General features: G+C 62.4%; 12 protein-coding genes. 4 read left to right on the top strand and 8 right to left on the bottom strand.

The genetic code is table 11. From position 1 onward, the window contains the following. Positions 1-23: 23 nt before the first annotated feature. Positions 24-1,415 (bottom strand): sigma-54 dependent transcriptional regulator, encoded by a 1,392-nt coding sequence (locus H0X95_RS13585; protein ID WP_012493293.1) that lies wholly within the window; start codon positions 1,413-1,415, stop codon positions 24-26. A gap of 1,319 nt (positions 1,416-2,734) precedes the next feature. Between H0X95_RS13585 and H0X95_RS13580 the strand changes: the two genes are divergently transcribed. After that, positions 2,735-3,313: a drug:proton antiporter gene (locus tag H0X95_RS13580; RefSeq protein WP_043204796.1), complete on the top strand. Its 579-nt coding sequence runs from the start codon at positions 2,735-2,737 to the stop codon at positions 3,311-3,313. Beyond that, complete coding sequence (locus H0X95_RS13575) at positions 3,310-4,830, top strand: mannose-1-phosphate guanylyltransferase/mannose-6-phosphate isomerase (RefSeq protein ID WP_006490764.1); 1,521 nt, start codon at positions 3,310-3,312, stop codon at positions 4,828-4,830. Before H0X95_RS13580 ends, H0X95_RS13575 begins: the two co-directional genes overlap by 4 nt. A 94-nt stretch (positions 4,831-4,924) precedes the next feature. Here H0X95_RS13575 and H0X95_RS13570 read toward each other — a convergent pair whose 3' ends face one another. Continuing rightward, positions 4,925-6,169 carry a right-handed parallel beta-helix repeat-containing protein gene (locus tag H0X95_RS13570; RefSeq protein WP_059723305.1) on the bottom strand — a complete coding sequence of 415 codons (1,245 nt, stop codon included), beginning with the start codon at positions 6,167-6,169 and terminating at the stop codon, positions 4,925-4,927. A 719-nt stretch (positions 6,170-6,888) separates the two neighbouring features. Here H0X95_RS13570 and H0X95_RS13565 point away from each other — a divergent pair. Together H0X95_RS13565 and H0X95_RS13560 are read left to right on the top strand one after the other, a co-directional pair. Further along, positions 6,889-8,043, top strand: coding sequence for a glycosyltransferase (locus tag H0X95_RS13565; protein WP_060265861.1), 1,155 nt, complete (start codon positions 6,889-6,891; stop codon positions 8,041-8,043). Positions 8,044-8,064: 21 nt separating this feature from the next. After that, the gene (locus tag H0X95_RS13560; protein WP_006490756.1) at positions 8,065-9,144 is read left to right on the top strand and encodes a glycosyltransferase family 4 protein; all 1,080 of its coding nucleotides are present in this window, start codon (positions 8,065-8,067) and stop codon (positions 9,142-9,144) included. A gap of 153 nt (positions 9,145-9,297) precedes the next feature. On the opposite strand, the gene H0X95_RS13555 is transcribed toward H0X95_RS13560, so the two are convergent. From H0X95_RS13555 to H0X95_RS13530, 6 genes are all read right to left on the bottom strand, one after another. Then, complete coding sequence (locus tag H0X95_RS13555; RefSeq protein ID WP_043204741.1) at positions 9,298-10,551, bottom strand: oligosaccharide flippase family protein; 1,254 nt, start codon at positions 10,549-10,551, stop codon at positions 9,298-9,300. Positions 10,552-10,589: 38 nt separating this feature from the next. After that, entirely contained in the window at positions 10,590-11,780 is a 1,191-nt protein-coding gene (locus tag H0X95_RS13550) for a glycosyltransferase family 4 protein (RefSeq protein ID WP_059723302.1), read from the bottom strand. Positions 11,781-12,086: 306 nt separating this feature from the next. Then, the gene (locus tag H0X95_RS13545) at positions 12,087-13,898 is read right to left on the bottom strand and encodes an alpha/beta hydrolase (RefSeq protein WP_059723299.1); all 1,812 of its coding nucleotides are present in this window, start codon (positions 13,896-13,898) and stop codon (positions 12,087-12,089) included. A gap of 216 nt (positions 13,899-14,114) precedes the next feature. Further along, on the bottom strand, positions 14,115-15,260 hold the full coding sequence (locus tag H0X95_RS13540) for an acyltransferase family protein (protein ID WP_048985593.1): 1,146 nt from the start codon (positions 15,258-15,260) through the stop codon (positions 14,115-14,117). Positions 15,261-15,434: 174 nt separating this feature from the next. Beyond that, entirely contained in the window at positions 15,435-16,859 is a 1,425-nt protein-coding gene (locus H0X95_RS13535) for a DUF6418 domain-containing protein (RefSeq protein ID WP_059723297.1), read from the bottom strand. A gap of 196 nt (positions 16,860-17,055) precedes the next feature. Continuing rightward, positions 17,056-19,371: a GNVR domain-containing protein gene (locus H0X95_RS13530; RefSeq protein WP_196446079.1), complete on the bottom strand. Its 2,316-nt coding sequence runs from the start codon at positions 19,369-19,371 to the stop codon at positions 17,056-17,058. Between the last annotated feature and the right edge of the window lie 283 nt (positions 19,372-19,654).

Here is a 19,654-nt window from a genome sequence, read left to right as displayed (position 1 = left end):
CCGCTCCGTGTCAGTGCCGCGCCTCAGTCGGACGAGCCGGTGCCGCGCGGTCGCTCGATACCGTACGCCTCCATCCAGCGATACAGCGTCGCGCGCGACACGCCGAGTTCGCGCGCCGAAGCGGCGACGCGCCCACGCGTGCGCAGCAACGCGGTTTCGATCGCCTCGCGCTCGATCGACTTGCGGATGTCGGCCACCGACGGCGACGCCGCGTCGAGACAGTATTCGAGCTCGAGATCCTGCGCGGTGATCAGGCGCCCTTCCGTCATCACGACCGCCCGGCGCACGCGGTTGATCAGCTCGCGGACATTGCCCGGCCAGTCGTGCTTGTAGAGCGCCGTGATCGCATCCGTCGAAAACCCGCGCACGCGATGGCGCGCATCGCCGCGAAAGCGTTCGAGCATGTGGTGCGCGAGCAGTTCGATGTCCTTGCCGCGTGCCCGCAGCGGCGGCTGGTCGATGCGCATCACGCACAGACGGTGGAACAGGTCGGCGCGAAAACGCCCTTCCTCCATCGCATCGCGCAGGTCGACGTGCGTCGCCGACACGATCCGGACGTCGACCGGCACCGGGTCGCTGCCGCCAAGACGGTGAATCGAACGCTCCTGCAGAAACCGCAGCAGGCTCGCCTGGCTTTCGTGCGGCAGGTCGCCGATCTCGTCGAGCAGCAGCGTGCCGCCGTTCGCGGCTTCGACGTAGCCGATCTTGCGCGCGTTCGCGCCGGTAAACGCGCCACGCTCGTAGCCGAACAGTTCCGATTGCAGCAGGTGCGGCGGAATCGCACCGCAGTTGACCGCGACGAACGGGCCGTTGCGCCGCTCCGAATGGCGGTGGATCGCCAGCGCCGTCAGTTCCTTGCCGGTTCCCGTTTCGCCGAACACGAACACCGGTGCGTCGGTGCGCGCGAAACGCCGCACCGTATCGAACAGCCGCAGCATCGCGCTGCAGGTGCCCACGATGCCCTTTTCCTCCGATTCGAGCTGTTCGCGATCGCGCGCGAACAGGCATTCCATGCCGTAGGCATGGCCGACCGTATCGGCGATCCGCTGATGCGACGCCGGCAATGTCACGTAATCGAAACAGTAGTCGCGCAACAGCGCCCGCACGTTCGGCGACGCGGTCTGGCCGACATCCACGAGCGCCACCCAGACGACGTCGCGCATCGACGCGCAGGTCGACGCGATGCTGCCGATCGCATCGGCGTGGCCGCCGCTCAGATCGAGAATGCCGCACGTAATTTCGCCGGACGTGTCGCGCAGCTCGCTCGCATGGGCGACGACCGACACTTTCCAGTCGCGGCGCGACAATTCCTTTCGCAGCATCACGGACGGCGATTGCGTCCAGTAAATCAGCGGACGCTGCCCGTTACCGCTCCCCGCGCCGGCGCTCTTATCGCGCGTTATTGGCATATTCATAACGAACCATCACTTTCTGCACTCCGCGAACCGTTCGCGTGCGCTGCGGCCGGCGGCGCATGGCCGCCTTTCCGCGCTGCGTTTCCGCAGCTTTGGCGAAGATCGAAACTGCACACGGCGAGAACCCCCGGAGGTCGAGCCGGATGTCATCCGGCCTCGTTGTCATCGAACTCGAACGGAATGCGCGGCTGCGGGAGCCACAACATTCCGGCTTTGAAGCGACCCGCCGTCAGGCGGGGCACGTCGGCAAACGGAAATTCCGTCCGCATGTGCGTCGCGTCGTACACGACAGTCGCGCCCGATGCTGAACCGGAGGGCCGCCAAAACCGCGCCGGATTGACCGCCCCATTTCATCCGCACCTGAATTTACACCCCGTTTCGAGATGACCTTGTTACCAAAAGATAAACCTGAATCAGTCGGTTACGCTGCCCGTGGCCGCGCGCTCCGCGCGTTTGACCACTGAGATTTGATTATCTCTGACCATTCCCGTCAATCAGTGGCAAATACTACTTTTCTGCAAGATTGATTCCGTCGATTGCCCGCGATTTCCATCGAAATCTCCCCAAAACCGCAGTACCGTGCTTCCCGGATCGCATAATCGCGCGCACCGCCGGGTAGCCATCCCGCCTTGCGGCCGCGTACGGACCGCCCGGCCGTTACACGTCGTAATCAGCGGCGTCACCCCGCGCCGGCGCTTTTCGGCGAATTCCCGCCGGCCGGCGTGAATGCCGCGCGCCGGCACGCGCGTCGTGCGGTGCAGCATGAGGGCCATCCTTTCTCGCCGGACCGGATGACCCGCGCGGTTCGAACGGAAGCAGACGCACCGCAGAGCGCGACAGCCATACATGCGCGCAAGCGGCAGCATACCGCCGGCCGGACGTGTGCACCGCGCAGGTGCGCACGATTCCAATGAAATGCCGCGAGGCCTCATGAACCGGCCTGCGCGAGGCAATCAACGACGAACCGGTGCCCGACGCCGTCATGCACGAGCGCCCATCGTGAACTCGCAATCGTCGGTCCCGCGCCCGGCGCCCAGTTCGTGCGCGATGTCCTCCGGCCGCACTTCGCTGCACGCCGCCACAATGAATCAATTATGAAAAGGCACCGGCCCCGACGGTGTGTGCTACCGCACATTGCGACGCTCGCGCGTCGCGAACATCGCCTCGTATCCCGCGCCCGGCATGCGAATCCGGAGCGTGAGTAGGCTTTCGAACAGACCGCCGGACCGTGCTTCCGGATGATGAAGATCGCCGCGCCGCACGGAACGATCGCGTCCGTGCGGCGCGACGTGCCGAAGGCATCACGCGAGGACAGCATCATGGAATGGCATTGTTGTGAATTCGAACATCTGAGCGCCGTCGATCTCTATGCAATCCTGCGCGCGCGCAACGCCGTGCTGGTGGTCGAGGATGCCCACACGCATCTCGACATCGACGGCAAGGACGCGGGCGCGCTGCACGTCTTCGCGAGCGTGCACGACGGCGACACGACGGAAGTCGCCGCGTATGCGCGCATCCTGCCAGGCGACGACATCGATCCTGACGTCGTGATCGACAAGGTGCTGACGAGCGAAAGCTGCCGCGACGACGACACGCTCGAGCGGCTGATCGGGCGCGCGCTCACCGCCGCGCAGGCCGCATGGCCGGACACCGCGGTGCGCACGCACGTCCCTGCGCCGCGTCAGGCGTTCTACAAACGGTTCGGATTCCGCAAGGCTTACGGCCCGTATCTCGAACAGGGTGCGCCGTTCGTCGGCCTGGTCCGGTCGGCCGACCGCGCCGCCGGCGCGCTGCGTCACCTGCTGTCGCGGGCCGTTTCGGTCTCGCGCAGCGACGACTCGCGCGCCGACGGCCGCGCTCACACCCGGCTACCCGCCGATACCGGAGCGAACCGATGACCCGCACCCTTCATCCGGTTCCCGAGCCCGATCTGCCGAGCATCCTGCCGGTGATTCTCGCCGGCGGCTCCGGCACGCGGCTGTGGCCGCTGTCGCGCGAACAGTATCCGAAGCAGCTGATCGAGCTGGTCTCGAACGAATCGCCGCTGTCGGCAACCGCGCGCCGCCTGAACGGCATCGCGAACGCGTCGCTCGGCGATACGCTGCTGCTGGTATGCGGCGAACAGCATCGCTTCATGAGCGCCGAGCAGGTGCACGGTCGCTCGGCGCCCGCCCGCATTCTGCTGGAGCCTGCCGCGCGCAACACCGCGCCCGCGCTGACGCTGGCCGCGTTCGACGCGAGCGCGCTCGCGGACGATCCCGTGCTCGCCGTGATGCCGGCCGACCACGTGATCGTCGATGACGGCGCGTTCCAGGATGCGGTCGCGCGCGCGGCGCGCTACGCGCAGGAAGGCGCGATCGTCACGCTCGGCGTGCTGCCGCGTCGCGCGGAAACGGGCTACGGCTACATCCAGGTCGGCGAGCCGCGCTCCGGCCGCCACGGCAGCCAGGGCGGCTACGCGATCGGGCGTTTCGTCGAAAAACCCGACGCGACGCTCGCCGAGCGTTACCTGCAATCGGGCGACTACTGGTGGAACAGCGGGATCTTCGTCACACGCGCATCGGTCTGGCTGAAGGCGATCGGTGCGCTCGCGCCGGACATCCACGCGGCCTGCGAGACCGCGTGGCGCGCGGGTGTCGCCGACGATCCGTTCTTCCGGATCGATGCGGCGGCCTTCGACGCGTGCCCATCGGATTCGATCGACTATGCGGTGATGGAGCGCCTCGCGGAGCATGGTGAACTCGGCATCGAAGGCATCGTGGTGCCGCTCGCGGCCGGCTGGTCGGACGTCGGCACGTGGGACGCGATCTGGGAAATCATGCCGAAGGACGACGACGGCAACGTCGCGCGCGGCCCGATCGTGTTCGAGGATACGCAGGACAGCCTCGTGCGCTCGGAAGGCCGCCTCATCGCATGCGTCGGGATGAAGGACGTCGTCGTGATCGAGACGGCCGACGCGGTGCTGGTCGCGAACAAGCACGACGTGCAGCGTGTGAAGAACATCGTCGCGCGCCTGAAGACCGACCAGCGACCACAGGCGAGCGAGCATCGCAAGGTGCAGCGGCCGTGGGGCCACTACGATTCGATCGATTTCGGCGAGCGCTTCCAGGTGAAGCGGATCGTGGTCGAACCCGGCAAGCGGCTGTCGTTGCAGATGCACTATCACCGCGCCGAGCACTGGATCGTCGTGCGCGGCACCGCGAAGGTGACGCGCGGCACTGAAACATTCCTGCTCGGCGAGAACGAATCGACGTACATCGCCGTCGGCGAAGTGCATCGACTCGAGAATCCCGGCCGGATTCCGCTCGAAATCATCGAGGTGCAGTCGGGCAACTATCTCGGCGAGGACGATATCGTTCGCTTCGAGGATCAGTATGGGCGGGCGGTCGAGGCACTGCCGGCCCAACAGACATAGCGGACACGACGCGCCGCCCGCGTCGCATGCGAACCCGATAGCGGTCGACGTCGTTCGCGACGCGCGTTCCGCCGTCGACCGGCGGCGCCGGGAATCAACGAGGCTGCCCGACGAGTTCGCGTACGCGCGGGAGCAACGACGTATCCGCACCGACTACGTCAGGCGCGACCGAGCGGGATTGAAGCGTCATCGCACACGGCCCGGATGTCGGGGAGTCGACCACGCAATCGTGCTTCGGGCCAACCCGTACCGGCATGCCGCCGATCCCCGACAGTTGATTGTCCGCGAGCCGGACCCCGGACACGTTCCCCCACAGGCGAATGCCGTCGAAGCGTGCTTGCGATACGCGATTGCCGACCACGGCCACTTGCGTCACCGCGCCGGACCACGTGCTGACCTCTATCGCGCCCTGCTGCGTGAGCGGGCGGGGATCGGTCCGGCCGGTCGCCGTCTGGATGTTCGCAATCACATTATTCTCAATCCGGACACCGGACGCGCCGTAGGTTTGGAAGCTGTCCTCCTGTGCGACGAGAATCCCCGCGCTCACCTGTACGTTGCGTACGATGTTGTTCGAGATCGTCACGTCCGCGCCACCGACCACCGTAATTCCGCGCCCCCACGTGTTGCCTTCGAGCGAGTTACGCGTGATCAGCACGTTGCGGCTCAGCACCCCGTCGCCGCGGTAGCTCACCACGGCAATCATGTCGTCACCGGTGTCACGCACGACATTGCCTTGAACCAGCACGTCGCGCGCACCATGCGTCATGTGAATGCCGTCGGCAAGCGTCGACAGTACCTCGTTTCCGACGATCGCGACGCCCGAGCCGCCAAACACGAAAATGCCGGCGCTGGCACCGCCTTCGACGACGTTGTCGAGCACCTGCACGTCGTGCCCCGTGACCTCGACCTTGGTCGACTCCCGCGACGCGAGACGCGTCGTGCCGGTGCCCTTGAGCCGGAACCCGACCAGCGTCGTACCGTCGCCCCGCATCTCGATCGTCTGGTCACCCGGCCTGGTCGCCGTCAGCGTCGCGCCGTACCCCGACAACACGACATGCGGCCGCCGCACGATCAACGAACGGCCGACCACATACCGCCCAGGCGCGAACACCAGTCGCTGCCCGGGACGCAAGCCATCCAGCACGCGTTGCAGCTCATCCGCCTGATCGGCCGAGCCGGAAGCGGGATAAACGTACGCATCCGGCACCTCCTCATGCCGTGTACCTGCTGTGGACACGCCGGGCGCCGCCACGGCGCACCCAGGCCACCACAACCCACCAGCCATGAACATGCCGGCGATCACGGCGCATACGCGAGACAGGCATCGTGAAGCACGCATAGTGAATCCGTTCCCTCGAACAATCTGGCGCACGGCGCTGGCACGCGCGCTCGAACAACCGCTTTCGCGGTAGACATGATTCATGCCGGCTGCCTGGACATCGATCGCTCCCGGCGATGGCAACCGGCTGTATTCCGGCCAACCGTCGAGCGCCGCGCAGACCGGCGACTCCGTTGAAACGAACGGAACGGCGCCTTCCATTGGACCATTCGATCCGGGCGGCCCTCGGTGCGTCAGCACACCAAGATATCCGGCACCAGCTCGACGTGATGCCGTGCCATTCCACGATGCGTTACGCGTACATCGCGCGAATACCCGCCCGACAAATCGCTCGACGAATGTCGTCAGACAGCAGCCGCGATCGACTAATCCCTCCGTCGGTAAGCCATCGCACCCAGCGCGTCGCGCATGCGCTGCACAATGACTCAAGCACCGGATGTACGCCACGGCAGGTACTTTCGGTCGCGTGATCTCGCGTGGCTGTGGCCCGATCTCAACCTGCATCGACGCCACCTGCGGCGCCAGCGGATCACGCACCTTTGCCCCCCCCCGGCGCGACGGATTCAATGTTCTCGATCTTCATGGATTCACAAATTAGGAATCCATATCTCATCGGCATGGCATTGCATCTGCGCAACCGTCCGGCAATTTGACAATCCGCCGTCCAACCACTTTCACGGCGAGCGATGAAAAACGCGATCGAACCGACAGGCCGAAAGATGACCACCAAAAAGATCGTTCATATCGCCGAGGCGTTCGGTGGCGGCGTGCTGTCGATGTTGACCCAGCTTGCCAACCATGCCGCGGCGGCCGGCATCGACGTAACGGTACTGCACTCGATTCGACCGGAAACACCGGCCGATTTCTCGACGCTGTTTCGTCCTGACGTGAAGCTGATCCACGTCGACATGACTCGCGAGGTCAGCATCCGGCAGGATCTGCTGAGCGTACGCGCGCTGGTCAGGATTCTTCGCGACTGCAGACCGGCCGCGATTCATCTGCATTCGTCGAAGGCCGGTGTGCTGGGGCGTCTCGCTTCGAGGATTGCCGCCCCCGATGCCAGGGTCCTCTATTCGCCTCACGGGCTTTCATTCCTGCGCTTCGACATTTCGCGCATGCGGCAAAGCGCCTATCTGAACTTCGAACGCATCGCCGCGCATATCGGCGGCACCATTGTCGCTTGCTCGGGCAGCGAACTCGGCGAAATCAAGGAAAAGGTCCGCGCCAAATCGGCCGTCCTCGTGGAAAACGGTGTCGATGTTGCCGAGATCCTGCCCCGCCGAACACGAGACGATGGCAAAACCGTAATCGGAATGAGCGGTCGGGCATCGTTCCAGAAGAACCATCACGCATTCGTCGAACTCGCCGCCAAACTGCGGCGCGCCGACGTCGACTTCCTCTGGATCGGCGGCGACGCCAACGAGATTCCGGATCCGCGCCAGGGCGAGGCCGTCATCTGCAGCGGCTGGGTGACTCGCGCGCACGCGCTGGCACTCACGTCGGGACTGGACATCTATGTCCAGACCTCTCGCTGGGAAGGCATGCCGGTCGCATTGATCGAGGCCCAGGTTGCTGGCATCCCGGCCGTGGTGACGGACGTCGTCGGCAATCGCGATGTGGTGGTTCACGGCGTGACCGGATATGTCGCGTCAAGCGTCGACGAGATGGCCGCGTATCTGGCCAAGCTGCGCGACGACCGGCAACTTCGCGAAAAAATGGGTGCCGCGGCCCGAACGCGGGCGGTTCAAAGGTTTTCGATGAACACGGTCTTCCGGCAGTGGCACGCCTTGTACGGTCTGGATACCGTCGAGTCTCACGCTGGTACTCGCGGTTTCGAACCGGTTGCCCTGGATCACATCAAGGCCCGATTCTGAATTCGATATGCAATGATGGACATGACCGCTTTCAAAAAACCGAAACAGCTCCTTTACAACGGTCGATTTACGACACAGAAGACGACCGGAGTGCAACGAGTGGCGCGCGAGCTGATCGCCGCGCTCATCAAGTTTCAGCCGCAAGACCCGGTGACCCTCCTTATGCCTCCCCAGCCTGGCGTCGAGGTGAATGGAGCGCGGACCGTCAAGGTCGGCATTCACAAAGGCGTCGTCTGGGAGCAACTGGTCCTGCCGTTTTTCGCCCGCTCCGGGCGCCTCGTCAATCTCGGCAATTCGGCGTCCATTTTCATTCGCAACCAGATCATCTACATGCATGATGCGGCGGTATTCGACACGCCTGCACATTTTTCGCGGTCGTTTCGGATGTGGTACCGGATCATGTTCTGGATCCTGGCGAGAACCTCCGCTTGCGTGCTGACGAATTCCCGTTTTTCACGGGATCGCCTCGCGTACCACTGCGGTATCTCCACCGAGAAAATCAGCGTCGTTCCGCTCGGGGCGGATCACCTCGACTCGCTGGAGCCCGACGCGAGCGTGCTCGACGCCCATTCGCTGACGCCGAACCGGTTCGTGCTCGCGGTCAGCAGCATGAATCCCACCAAGAACTTCGGCCGGCTCATCGCGGCATTTCGGCAACTCGACGATCCGTCGGTCGACCTCGTCATCGTCGGGATGAGAAACACGACCGTGTTCGGCAACCAGGATCATGTAGCGGCGGCAGAACCGAACATCAAGTACGTCGGCTACATCAGCGACGAGCAACTGAAGGCGCTGTATCAAAATGCGGTTTGCTTCCTGTATCCGTCAATTTACGAAGGTTTCGGTATTCCGCCCCTTGAAGCGATGCGATACGGCTGTCCGACGATCGTCGGAAAAGCCGCGGCGCTACCGGAGGTCTGCTCCGATGCGACGCTGTACTGCGATCCATATTCGCAGGACGACATTGCGGAAAAATTGCGGCGCCTGCTGGATTCCGACGATCTCAGAGCCGAGCTCAAGCGGAAGGGAATCCATCACGCGGAAAAATATTGCTGGAGCAAAAGCGCAAAAATGATGACGGAAATATTCGAAAGGCTGTAGGCGATCGACACAAGTCGTCGCCATGACCGAGGCCGCGAGCCGCGTCATACCCCGCCGCGCTCGCGCCTGCGGTCGTCGCAATCAAGACACGCACCGTCGCCCTGCCTCGCAATCGTCGTGACGGCAGCGCAACCTGTCGCCTCGCGAACCGCGTTACCTCGATCTCGCCGGCATGTTGATCAGGCCAACCCGTTCGCGGAAAAGCACGTACATGAGTACGACGGCCACCGTCGTTTCGACCATCAAGACGGCAATGGCCGCCCCACGCTCCGCAAACAGCGACGCAAGCGGCGGCAGTATCGTGACGTTCAGCAAGCCGGACGAGATCAGAATGGTGCTGAAGACACGCTTCATGCCCAGCGGCAGCATCGTTTGAACGCCAAAGAGATCGGTCATGCATGCCATGAACGGCACCAGGGCGAGACAACGCAGTACGGCGACTGTCGGCTCGAACGTGGTTCCGTACAGGATCCGGACGGCGAGCGGCGCGAACTCGTAGATCGTTGCCGACATTGCGAGCACGAGCGCGCCCTGCACGACAATCAGCTTGCGCAGGAACGCAAATGCTTCGTCACGTGCGTTATGCATCAGGTAAGTGATATGCGGGTATGTCGTTGCCCTCAGCGGCTGCAGCATGCCGACAGCGGCACGGATCAGCTTGTCGCCGGCGGCAAAATAGCCTGCGGCGACGTGACCGGAAACGATACTCAGCAGGACGGTGTTGGTCGATGCGTAGAACGAGATCGACGTCGACGCGAGGAACACCTGCGTGCCGCCTTTCAACGCTTCGGTAATATCGGCGAACCGCACGCGGACACGCGCGATCTCACGGCAAAAAAACAGGTAAGCAAGCAAGGTAGCTCCGCAGAGCAATGGCACGGCCGCGTTGATGGCGACCGCGTACAGGATATCGTCCGGGGTGCGAACCCAGAGGAAGAAGGCGGCGACGCTGAGTGCGCGATATCCGACCACCGTCATGCTGAACACGCTCAGTTTCTGAATGCCCTGAAAGTACCAGCCTGGCGTGAGCGCGGCGCCGATTGCCATCCCGAATTCGAGCAGCAGCGCCGTGCGCTCGGCCTCGAAGTACGGAATCAATGACGTCATCGCAACGAGGACTGCGAAGCCCGCGACGGTTATCAGCCACTGCGCGCTGATGGTCGTCCAGAAAATGCTCGATCGCTCGACCTTGTCGCGCGCAAGCGCGACACGCGGCGTTGCCGTCAGGTCGAAGCTGTAATTCACCAGATTGATGAAATACGTGGTCACCGCGAGCACGAACGACAGCCGACCGTACTGTTGAGGGCCGAGCACACGGGTCAAGAGCGGCAGCGTGACGAGCGGCACGACGTACGTCGAGATCTGCAACGCAAACAACATGGCGAAGTTTTTTCGAACGGCGGTCATCGTGCTTTCTTGACTGAAAATGGACAGTGCATCGCCTGTCAACAGGCATGCACGCGCTGTGCATGCTGGTCGATGCCGAGTGCAGCATACAGAGACGACGCGTAGCAATCGACCGAGTAACGCGACCAGTCGTAGCGACGTGTGCCGTCGTCGAGGTGGGCGCGTAGCGCGTCGATTGCCCGCGAGAACGCTTCGGGGGTGTTGCGATAGAGGATCTTGTTGCCGATCTCGTCGCCAAACGTCGACAAACTTCCGATGTCGTTCACCAGTACCGGCAGGCCCAGGACCGCGGCCTCGACTATCACGAGGGGGGCGTTTTCCACCCAGATCGACGGAAGCACAAGCGCGTCGTGCGTCGGCAGCTCGGCGAACAGCGCGGCATGGTCGAGACGGCCGGCAAAGCGCAGCCGTCCGTCCTTGACGAGGCCGGCGTGGCATTCCTCGAGACGAGCGCGCTCCGATCCTTCGCCATAAACGGTAAGCGATGCAATCGCTTCACCGGCGGAATCGGCCATCAGCGCGAGAAACGGCGCCAGGCCCTTGTCCTCTTCGATACGACCGACGAACGCCAGATCCAGACGCGCGCGCTGCGCCGGTTTCGGTGCGCGGGGAACCAATGCCGCGTCGATCGGATTCGATAGCAGCGTGGCGCGGGTGCGCCCGAAGCGCGCGATCAGGTCGCGCATGAACGGGCTTGGACACAGGATTTCGTCGAACAGGCCGAGCGGGTCGAAAAGCGCATTGACCGTGTGCCAATGCAACTTCTTCACGACGTCGTGGAGAATGCCGTGCGGACTGGCGACAGAGACGAAGCGCCGGACGCCGTGCAGCTGGTCGAGCGACAACGGCTTCGTCTGCCCGCCGGAATAGATCTGCAGGCTCGGATTGTAGAACACGAGATGGTAGTCGTGCGCCGTCATGTACAGGCTACACCCGGAGCGCCGCTTGTAGCGGGCAAGCACGGGCAGGATCGCGCTCGACAGGCGATTGTGATAATTGTGTACGAGAATGCGTTGTGGCCGAAACCGGTCGAGCAGCGCGCCGAGCGCATGCGCAGTCGCACGCGACCACACACGGGCGCGCCGAATATTTTCGTCCCCGGGCAGCGCATGCTCGTCGAAAGTTTCGACCGACACGTCATTGCGTGCGCGCAGCACGTCGACGGACATTCGGTATACCTCCTCCGCGCCGCCCTTTCGAACGAAGTCGTTGATGACCAACACGCGCATCACGCCGGGCCTCGACGTGCATCAGGCCCGAAGTTCAACGCCCCGTCATCGTCTTCGCGTCGAGACGCGATCTGCGCAATATCACAGACCGCTTGCAAACAGTAAAATTTACGCAATTTCCGGCAGTCGTGGCAAGTTCGTTTCATCGGCATTCCTGAGCGGAGCCACGGCGCTACGTGCGTCTGGCGAGTGGCCCTGTGAAACACTACGTCGCTACGATAACGTACCGGAAACGGCGAATCTGTTCGCATGGTCACTCAGAACCGGTTCACCCTACCTGCCCGGCGGCAACGGTACCGCTGCGACCTAGAGTGTCGATTCGGTGCGCCGCTTGCGTGAATGCGACGCCATCACACGTTTCGTCTTCTCCGTTGCCGCCAGTTCCGCCGGTGCCCGCCAACCGGCAAGCAGCCCAGTACACCGGTCGATGACATATTGCGCGGCGGCAGTGCCGTACAATGAATGATCGACGGCATCCCGCAGATCGACCGACATGTTCGGCAAACGGGCAAACGCACGCGAAGCGGGACCAAAATGCCGTACCAGCGTATCGACACCGGGATCGAACGTGCCGTAAATCAGATGGGTGCGAATGCCGCGCGCCGACATGTCGCGCAGCAATCCTCGCGGCGTATCCTTGCCCGGGCACCACCCGACCCGTTCCGCGGCACGCATGACCGGCACCCACATGAAATCTGCGACGAAGCGCGTTAATCCGCGCAGAACCGGACGCAGATCACGACCACTGCGCAGCAGGCGACGCCACTTTCCAATACTGCGCAACGATGCCAGATAGCCTCGCATCGAATTCGTCTGATTCTTGATCACGTTCGCGAGCGTCTCTCCGCGAGGCCACACGAAAACCGGGAGATTGATCGCGATCGCGCCGGCAAGCTGCCCGCTCGACGCGGCATGAAGCGACGTGTACGCGCCGGAGCAAATCCCGAATGTGACAACCTTGTGATGCCCGGCCTCTTTCAGCCACTCTGCCGCCGAAACCATGTCGGTGATCACCTGATCCGAATACGGGATGTCCGATTGATCGTCACGCGCATGCGTGCCGCTGTCGCCGATTCCGCTCGCATCAATCCGCAGGCTGCAGATGCCTTGCGCGGCGAGCGACCGGGCCAGCCGGACGGCGAAACGTCCGTCCGCGACGCGCGAATTGGCCGCCGTATTCGTGATCAGGAGCGTTGGCGCGGCGGCCCGCATGATGTCTTCGGTCGGCTCGCACAGCACCCCGACCAGTTGCTGGGGTCCCACGCGAACGATTCGTTCGACGCTCCCTTTTCCCGTGAGTACCACGCCGGGGTCGAGGCATCGCGCGGGCGCGTTGACGGCCGGCTCGGGATCGTCGTCGAACCAGCCCGCAATCGTGTCGAGCAATGCCGCCGGCCACCGCGACCAGTGCGGCTCTCGCATTGCGGCCGCCCAGTCCGCGCATGCATGAACGCTGACCGCGACACCACGTGCCTGCAACGCGTCCGATAGCATCGCACTGTCGCCGTACGGTGCATCGACAAGCAATGCGCGCGCCGGCAACGTGCCCGATTGACGGGCAGCCTGCAACAGATCGATACGCCGAAGCGCGTCGACCAGATCGTCGGGGTACGTGTGTCCGAGTATGTTCAGGGGTTTCTCGTCGCGAACCGCGCCTCGCACGGTCGGCGGGGCGTTGTCGAGCCAATGTTGCGCGACGACGGAGAGCTCGCGGAGGTAGCCGCGACCGCGCACGACGGGCGCAAGCGCGACGAAACGCGTAAGCCCGGGGATGCCGTCCGCGGCGAGAAGCGCCACGGCCGCGCCGGCACGCACCCCGATGAGCGTCAGACGGTCCAGCGCGACGCGCTCTCGCAACGCGTGTACGGCGGATCGAACGCTACCGAGCATCTGGCCGAAGCGACCGGGATCGCTTTCGTCGCCGAGCGAATCGCCACTTGCCGGGTAATGAAAGCGCAGCACCGGAAAGCCGCGCTCCGAAAGATGCTCGGCGAGTGAACGCACGAGTTTGTGAAGCCAGAGTGCTTCGTGACCGAGCGGCTCGCAAATGACGATGCCGTGTGTTCGGGTGCCCTCGTGAAGCCAGCCGACGCATCCATCAAACTGGACAGGTGTCATGGTCTTATCCTTGTTTTAATAAACGCTAGTGAAATCCGTTACAGGGCGTGTTCCCCGTCAATCGCCCGGGACCAACCGATATCCGTTTCATGCCGACTCCAGCATCCCCCGGAAGATATCGGGCGCCGTTTCCCGCTCCCGCGAACCATCCGCGTTTGATCTTTTCCAACCGGCCCTGGTGCCGCGGGCCGATCTGCGCCAATCAAGCGTCAGCCATCAGCCATCAGCCTCGCCGGAGGCAAACAGATTGCTTCTCCGGCGCGCGGTGAGCGTACGCGCAAACTGCACAAACGGTGCTTCGCACAACCGATAGCCGGCCCAAGACAACGGAATCAAAGGCAGGATCGGTACGATCATGTAGAGACCGAGCGGCCAACCAGTAATGTGGAAACGCTGGCACAACCAGAACATTGCAAACAGCGGAAGGCTATGCAGCAAGTAGATCGAGTAACTGATCTCGCCGAGCCATGAAAGCAGGCGAATGCGGAGCTTCAGAATCGTCGCCAATGCGGTGAACATCACGATGCCGATGAAGTAAGCGAGCGAAGTCGGAAAATGCTCCATGTTGTGATGTCGCCAATCGCTGAGCGCCCCCATCAGCGCGACACTTGCCATCACCGCCGTCAGGCCGGCTGCCGCCGATCGGTAAGTGATCGCGATTCGGCCCGGAGCACCACGCCACGGCCATCCCGCGCGCAGCAATTTGAGAGGCGTGTCGTATGCCTGGCGAAAGCACGCGCCCCAAAACATGATGCCGAGATGATATGGCATGGTCTTGTATTCGCTGGACATACCGGCCGGAGCGAGTTTCAATCCGACGATCATTACGAACAGCCCTGTCAATCCGATACTGACAACACACAGACAGAACATCCGGTGAAGTACGCCGCTCCAGAACAGGACCAGACACAGCCCGTAAAAAACCAGTTCTGTCTCCAGCGTCCAACCATGCGGCAATATCAGGCTCTCTCCGAATGCGGCGGGCATCATGGTCACGTTCGCGACGATTCCATCGACATCCATCTTTTTATCGAACAGATACCAATGGACAAAATATCCCAAAGGCAGCGCCAACCAGTAAGCCGGGTATAGCCGGAAGAATCTTCGAACGAGAAACCGCTTCGTTCCCGCACCAACCTCCCCGTGCAGGCTGCTTGGAATCAGCATGCCGCTGATCGCGAAAAACACCACCACGCCAACACGCCCGAAGTTCATGGAGCGCTGCAGCGTGTCGAGCATGTATTGCGAGCCCGCCAGCGGAGCGAATCGCTCGGCATAGTGCGTCCATATGACGAGTATCACCGCAACCGCGCGCATGGCATCGACATGGTGAAATCGCTTCGAATCGTTCGAGTGGGACATGGCTGAAATAGTAAAAACCGGGGTGTCTCGTCACGACTTTCCGGCGTTGCGATCGAAGTCGAATCCATCGCCCGTACGTTCGCGACGCGACATCCACGCTCGACGCATCGACCGAAACGGTTCCGGTCGTCGACATCGCCTTCGTTCCGCGCGACGACCCAGGCGCATGCCGCCTCAGCTCGCGCCGGAATGCTTCCGGTCGATCACGTACCACCAGGCCAGCGCGGCCAACGCATAGAAAGCCGTGCGCGAACCGAACATCATCCAGTAATCGCCTTGCTGAACGGCAAAGGTCGCATACGAAAAGACCTTCGCCATCAGCCACAACATCACAACCCCGCCACGCATCGTGACCAGGATCTGCAACGCGGCCAGCGCGCCGTACACGACGCCGGTCATCGCGACGAAGGCCGCCCCCCCGGCATAACCAAACCAATACACCGGCACCGCCATGTTTCCCATCGTGAACGTGACGTCGTCGAAGATGTAGGCCTTGAGGAGCTGAGGCTCCATATACGAAACCATCAAGTCACGCAAACCACTCGGTTGGGAATCGTCGAAAAAGGTCGGCATCGTCCAGGAAGCGAGAGAGTTCACGAAACGCCAAAAAGCAGCCGCGCCACCCAGCGCCGGCGCCGCGAACATGCGCGCATCACCGTCCACCACGTACCACGGCTGCCCCTGCAGCAGAAAGCGCGACGAGATCACATCGGCCACTTCCAGCCCCTGCCCCCGGTAGGCGTAAATGATGGAAACGGTGCCGAGCAACAACGCCAGTCCCGCACCGATACCCAGATAACGCACGACCGGTTTGCCGTTCATCGCATGAATCGCGATGAACGGCGCCAGCGAGCACAGGCCGATATGCAGCACCGCCATGAACTGCTCCCCATGCAGCACGTTGAGCCCGAGATCGACCGCCATCGTGACGATCGCCAACCACCGGATGCGTTTATTGGAACTGGTGGCGATGGTGCCCAGCAAAAAACCCATGAAGGTCTGATTGTTCAGGAACAGATTGAACATCGCGCCGTTCGACGCGTCGTTGCGCAACGCATACCGGTTGATGCCGGTAAACAGCGAGAATCCCGACGTCAACCCCGCCAGCACACCGGTCACGATGATCGCGGCCGCAAGTGCGAACCCCATCGCCACGCTGACAGGTTGCAATGCAATCCGCGCCCTGATCGACTTGTGCGACGGGCGCTCATCCAGGAACCGGTCGAATGCAACGAGCGCACAGACGACAAAAACCAGATAGAACGAAAGGAGTCGGCTGAAAGCGCCGGTCGCCTCACCCGAGATATCGGTTTCCCGCAGGTATCCACCGTCCTCCAGTCCCACGCCGGCAAGAAATGCGGTCAGCCCGATCGCAAGCACATAGAGCACCGTCACGGCAAACACCGGACGATACTTGACCAGGACGACGAGCCCCGATGTTGCCAACAACAACGTGCATGTGGCGCTCTCCGCTTTCATTCCGAGCGCCGGCATCATCGCGTTGATCACAAATGCAAGCGCGAGTAGCGTCGATATCGTCACCCCGGTTGCGGATATGGGGCCGGTGTCCGGTATCGCTCGCGTAGTCTTATCTATCATGCTGCAACCCGAAATTCGTTCCACCGGCGGCACCCCGGTCGAGCCTGCGCACGCGCCGGCCGCCGCATGATTGCGCCCTTGCGCGAACCTGCGCCGGTGCCCCAACGTGCATCGCGCTTGTGACGGGCGCGCTGAAACATCCCGCCATATCGCTTGTTTCCGTCATGAACCAGTGAATCGACTCGTGCAAGCGACATCAGGCAACATTTCTCAGCAGTCCCTTTCTTACCCGCTCCCATGCCCTGAACAGAAATGCATTGGGTACGACGTCGCCCGGCTCTATCCGCGACTTGACTGCTTTCGTATGTCGACGGACGTTCGCGTAATGGCTCCACTGCAACGGTGAAGGCTGAAAGCCGTTGAATACCAGCCCGTCTACCTTCACGCCGACCCGATTCAAATTCCGGATCGCATCCACCACGCCGGCGTAGCTGACCGAACCTTGTCGCGCCACCATCAACGTGACGTCCATGAGCCTCGACAACATCGCGACGTTCGCCGCCGGGCGCGCCGACGGCGCATCCACGACGACCACGTCGTATTCGCTTCGCCATGCGGTGATCAACGGCTCGAGCCGTTTCGTTTCGAACAGGTGTCGCCACGGCTCGACACGTTTTCCGGCAGGCAGCACATCGAAATTTTCACGGATGTGAACGATCGCCTTCCCGAGTTCCAGCGAACCGGTCACGACATCCGACAATCCTTTCTGGTACTTCACCGCCACGTGTCGATCTCCGCCCGATTCGTCCGCATCGGTGCGCACAAGCAAGGTTTTGAGACCGCTTTCCGATAAGAGGTAGGCGAGATTGGCGGAGATCAGCGACCTGCCCTGCGCCGGCTCCGGCGACGTGATCAGAACGACCCTTGATTTCCCCTGCTCAGCACTCGGCCCGTAACGCAGCAACAGAGCCAGATTGTCCAGCGCTTCGGTCAGCGGCGTATCCGGATACTCCCTGGCAGCAATGAACGCTGCCCGGTCGTTCAGGTCGGCCTCGACCTGATGTGGCGAGACCGGGAGAATGCCCAGCACCGGGACGCCGGCCACTTGCTCCAATTGCTCCGGATTCCGGACGCGCTGGAAAAACAGCGCGCAGCCTTGTGCCGCAGCAACGCCCAATATCAATCCGATCGCCGCACCCAGCACGATGACGAGCAGGCGCTTCGGCTGAACCGGTTTGTCGCTGACATCGGCCTTGTCGATGACGGACGCATTGCCGACCGTGCCCGCCTTGGCAATTTGCAGCTGCTGCGCGTTGTTCATCAAGCCGATATAGAGCTGGTTATTGACATCGACGTCGCGTGACAGACGCAAATAGGTCTGCTGCTGCGACGGCAAGCGCGCAACCCTGCTTTTCAATTCCGCCGACTGTTGATCGAGCGTCTTCAGCTTGCTGGCTACCGCGGTGAGCTGAGGCTGTCCGGCGACATACTTCGACGCCAGATCCTGATACTCGAGCTTGGCTTCGAGCCGTGACTTTTCGACCAAGGCCAACTGGTCGATAAGCAGTTGCACATCACCTTGCGCATCGATCGACCCCTGCGCATTGCGAAACTCGTTCAACGCATGTTCAGCCTGCTCCAGTCGCTTCTTCACCAGCGGCAATTGCGTGTCGAGAAACGTCAGACTGTGTTCGGCGTCCTCCGAGCGTCGCTTCGCCTTGGCATCCAGATAGGCGGCGGCAATGGCGTTGAGCAGCCGCGCGGCAAACACCGGGTCGGGGTCCTCGAAACTCAGTTGCATGATGCCCGACTGGCGTTTCGTTTCCGCGCCGTTCAGTTTTTTCAGGACCGCCTCGAGTCGCACCGGCGTGGCGACACGGCGCACGCGGAATTCCGTACCGACACGTGCCACGATGCGCGATATCTCTACCCGATATCCGTTGGCTTCGCTCGGTTGGCCGACTTTCCCGGTCAACACCTCTTGATCATTGCTGTCCTTCAACAGGAAGCGATTGCCGTCGAGATAGTCGAGCTCCAGTTTCTTGCCGAGCTGCGCATCCGGAACGTCGAATTTGGTGAACTCGATCCTCTCGCCGCCCCACGCCCAGAACGGCGTATTGAACCACGGCTCGACGAGGCCATTGCGATCCTTCGGCAATATCGAACCGAGTAAACCGCCAACGAGCGGAATCGTATTCCGGACCGACACATCCACCTGCGCGACGGTAGCGTCAATGGCCTGGGTGACGACCGCGCGCGAGCGCGCGATATCGATCTCGCCGACTACGGCCGAGTTCTCGATATCCAGCGCGTTCGAAATTTCGGATAGCGAACCGAGCGCACTGTGCTTGTTTTCCTGGACCTGGATCAACGTATCCACGGAGTACACCGGTGTTGCCGCAATGGCATACACGAGCGCCAGCAGCAAACATCCCAGGAAAACGGCCAGGAAAACACGCCCGTGATCGAACACGTTTTCCAGCAACTGGACCAGCGTGAAGTCAACCCCGTTGCGAGAAACACTTCCCGGCCGGTCTCGGGATTGCTTCGATGAAGGCCTATCCAATGTCATGCATACGCTCCCAAATTGCCATTCTGACGGGCATCCTGTCACCGTGCGTGCTATTGATCACGCATGTCGCGCCAGTCGATCCGGGTCATTCTCTCGGCACATCATGCGAGGCACTTGTCTGCGTCCGACCGCCTGCATGCACGACCGCACCGCCGAGTCCCGAACAGAAACAAATGCCCTTGCCTGTTCAGGTCACTATGCGATAAATGCGTGGTTTTCTGAGTGCGATTCCTTACATTAAGAAGCTCCGAGTAAGCGAACCTCCGGGTTGCCACCCCGTCTC

Source organism: Burkholderia sp. 9779_493 (assembly GCF_015712215.1).
Classification (GTDB): Bacteria; Pseudomonadota; Gammaproteobacteria; order Burkholderiales; family Burkholderiaceae; genus Burkholderia; species Burkholderia cenocepacia.
This window is presented reverse-complemented; position numbering and strand designations above follow the sequence as displayed.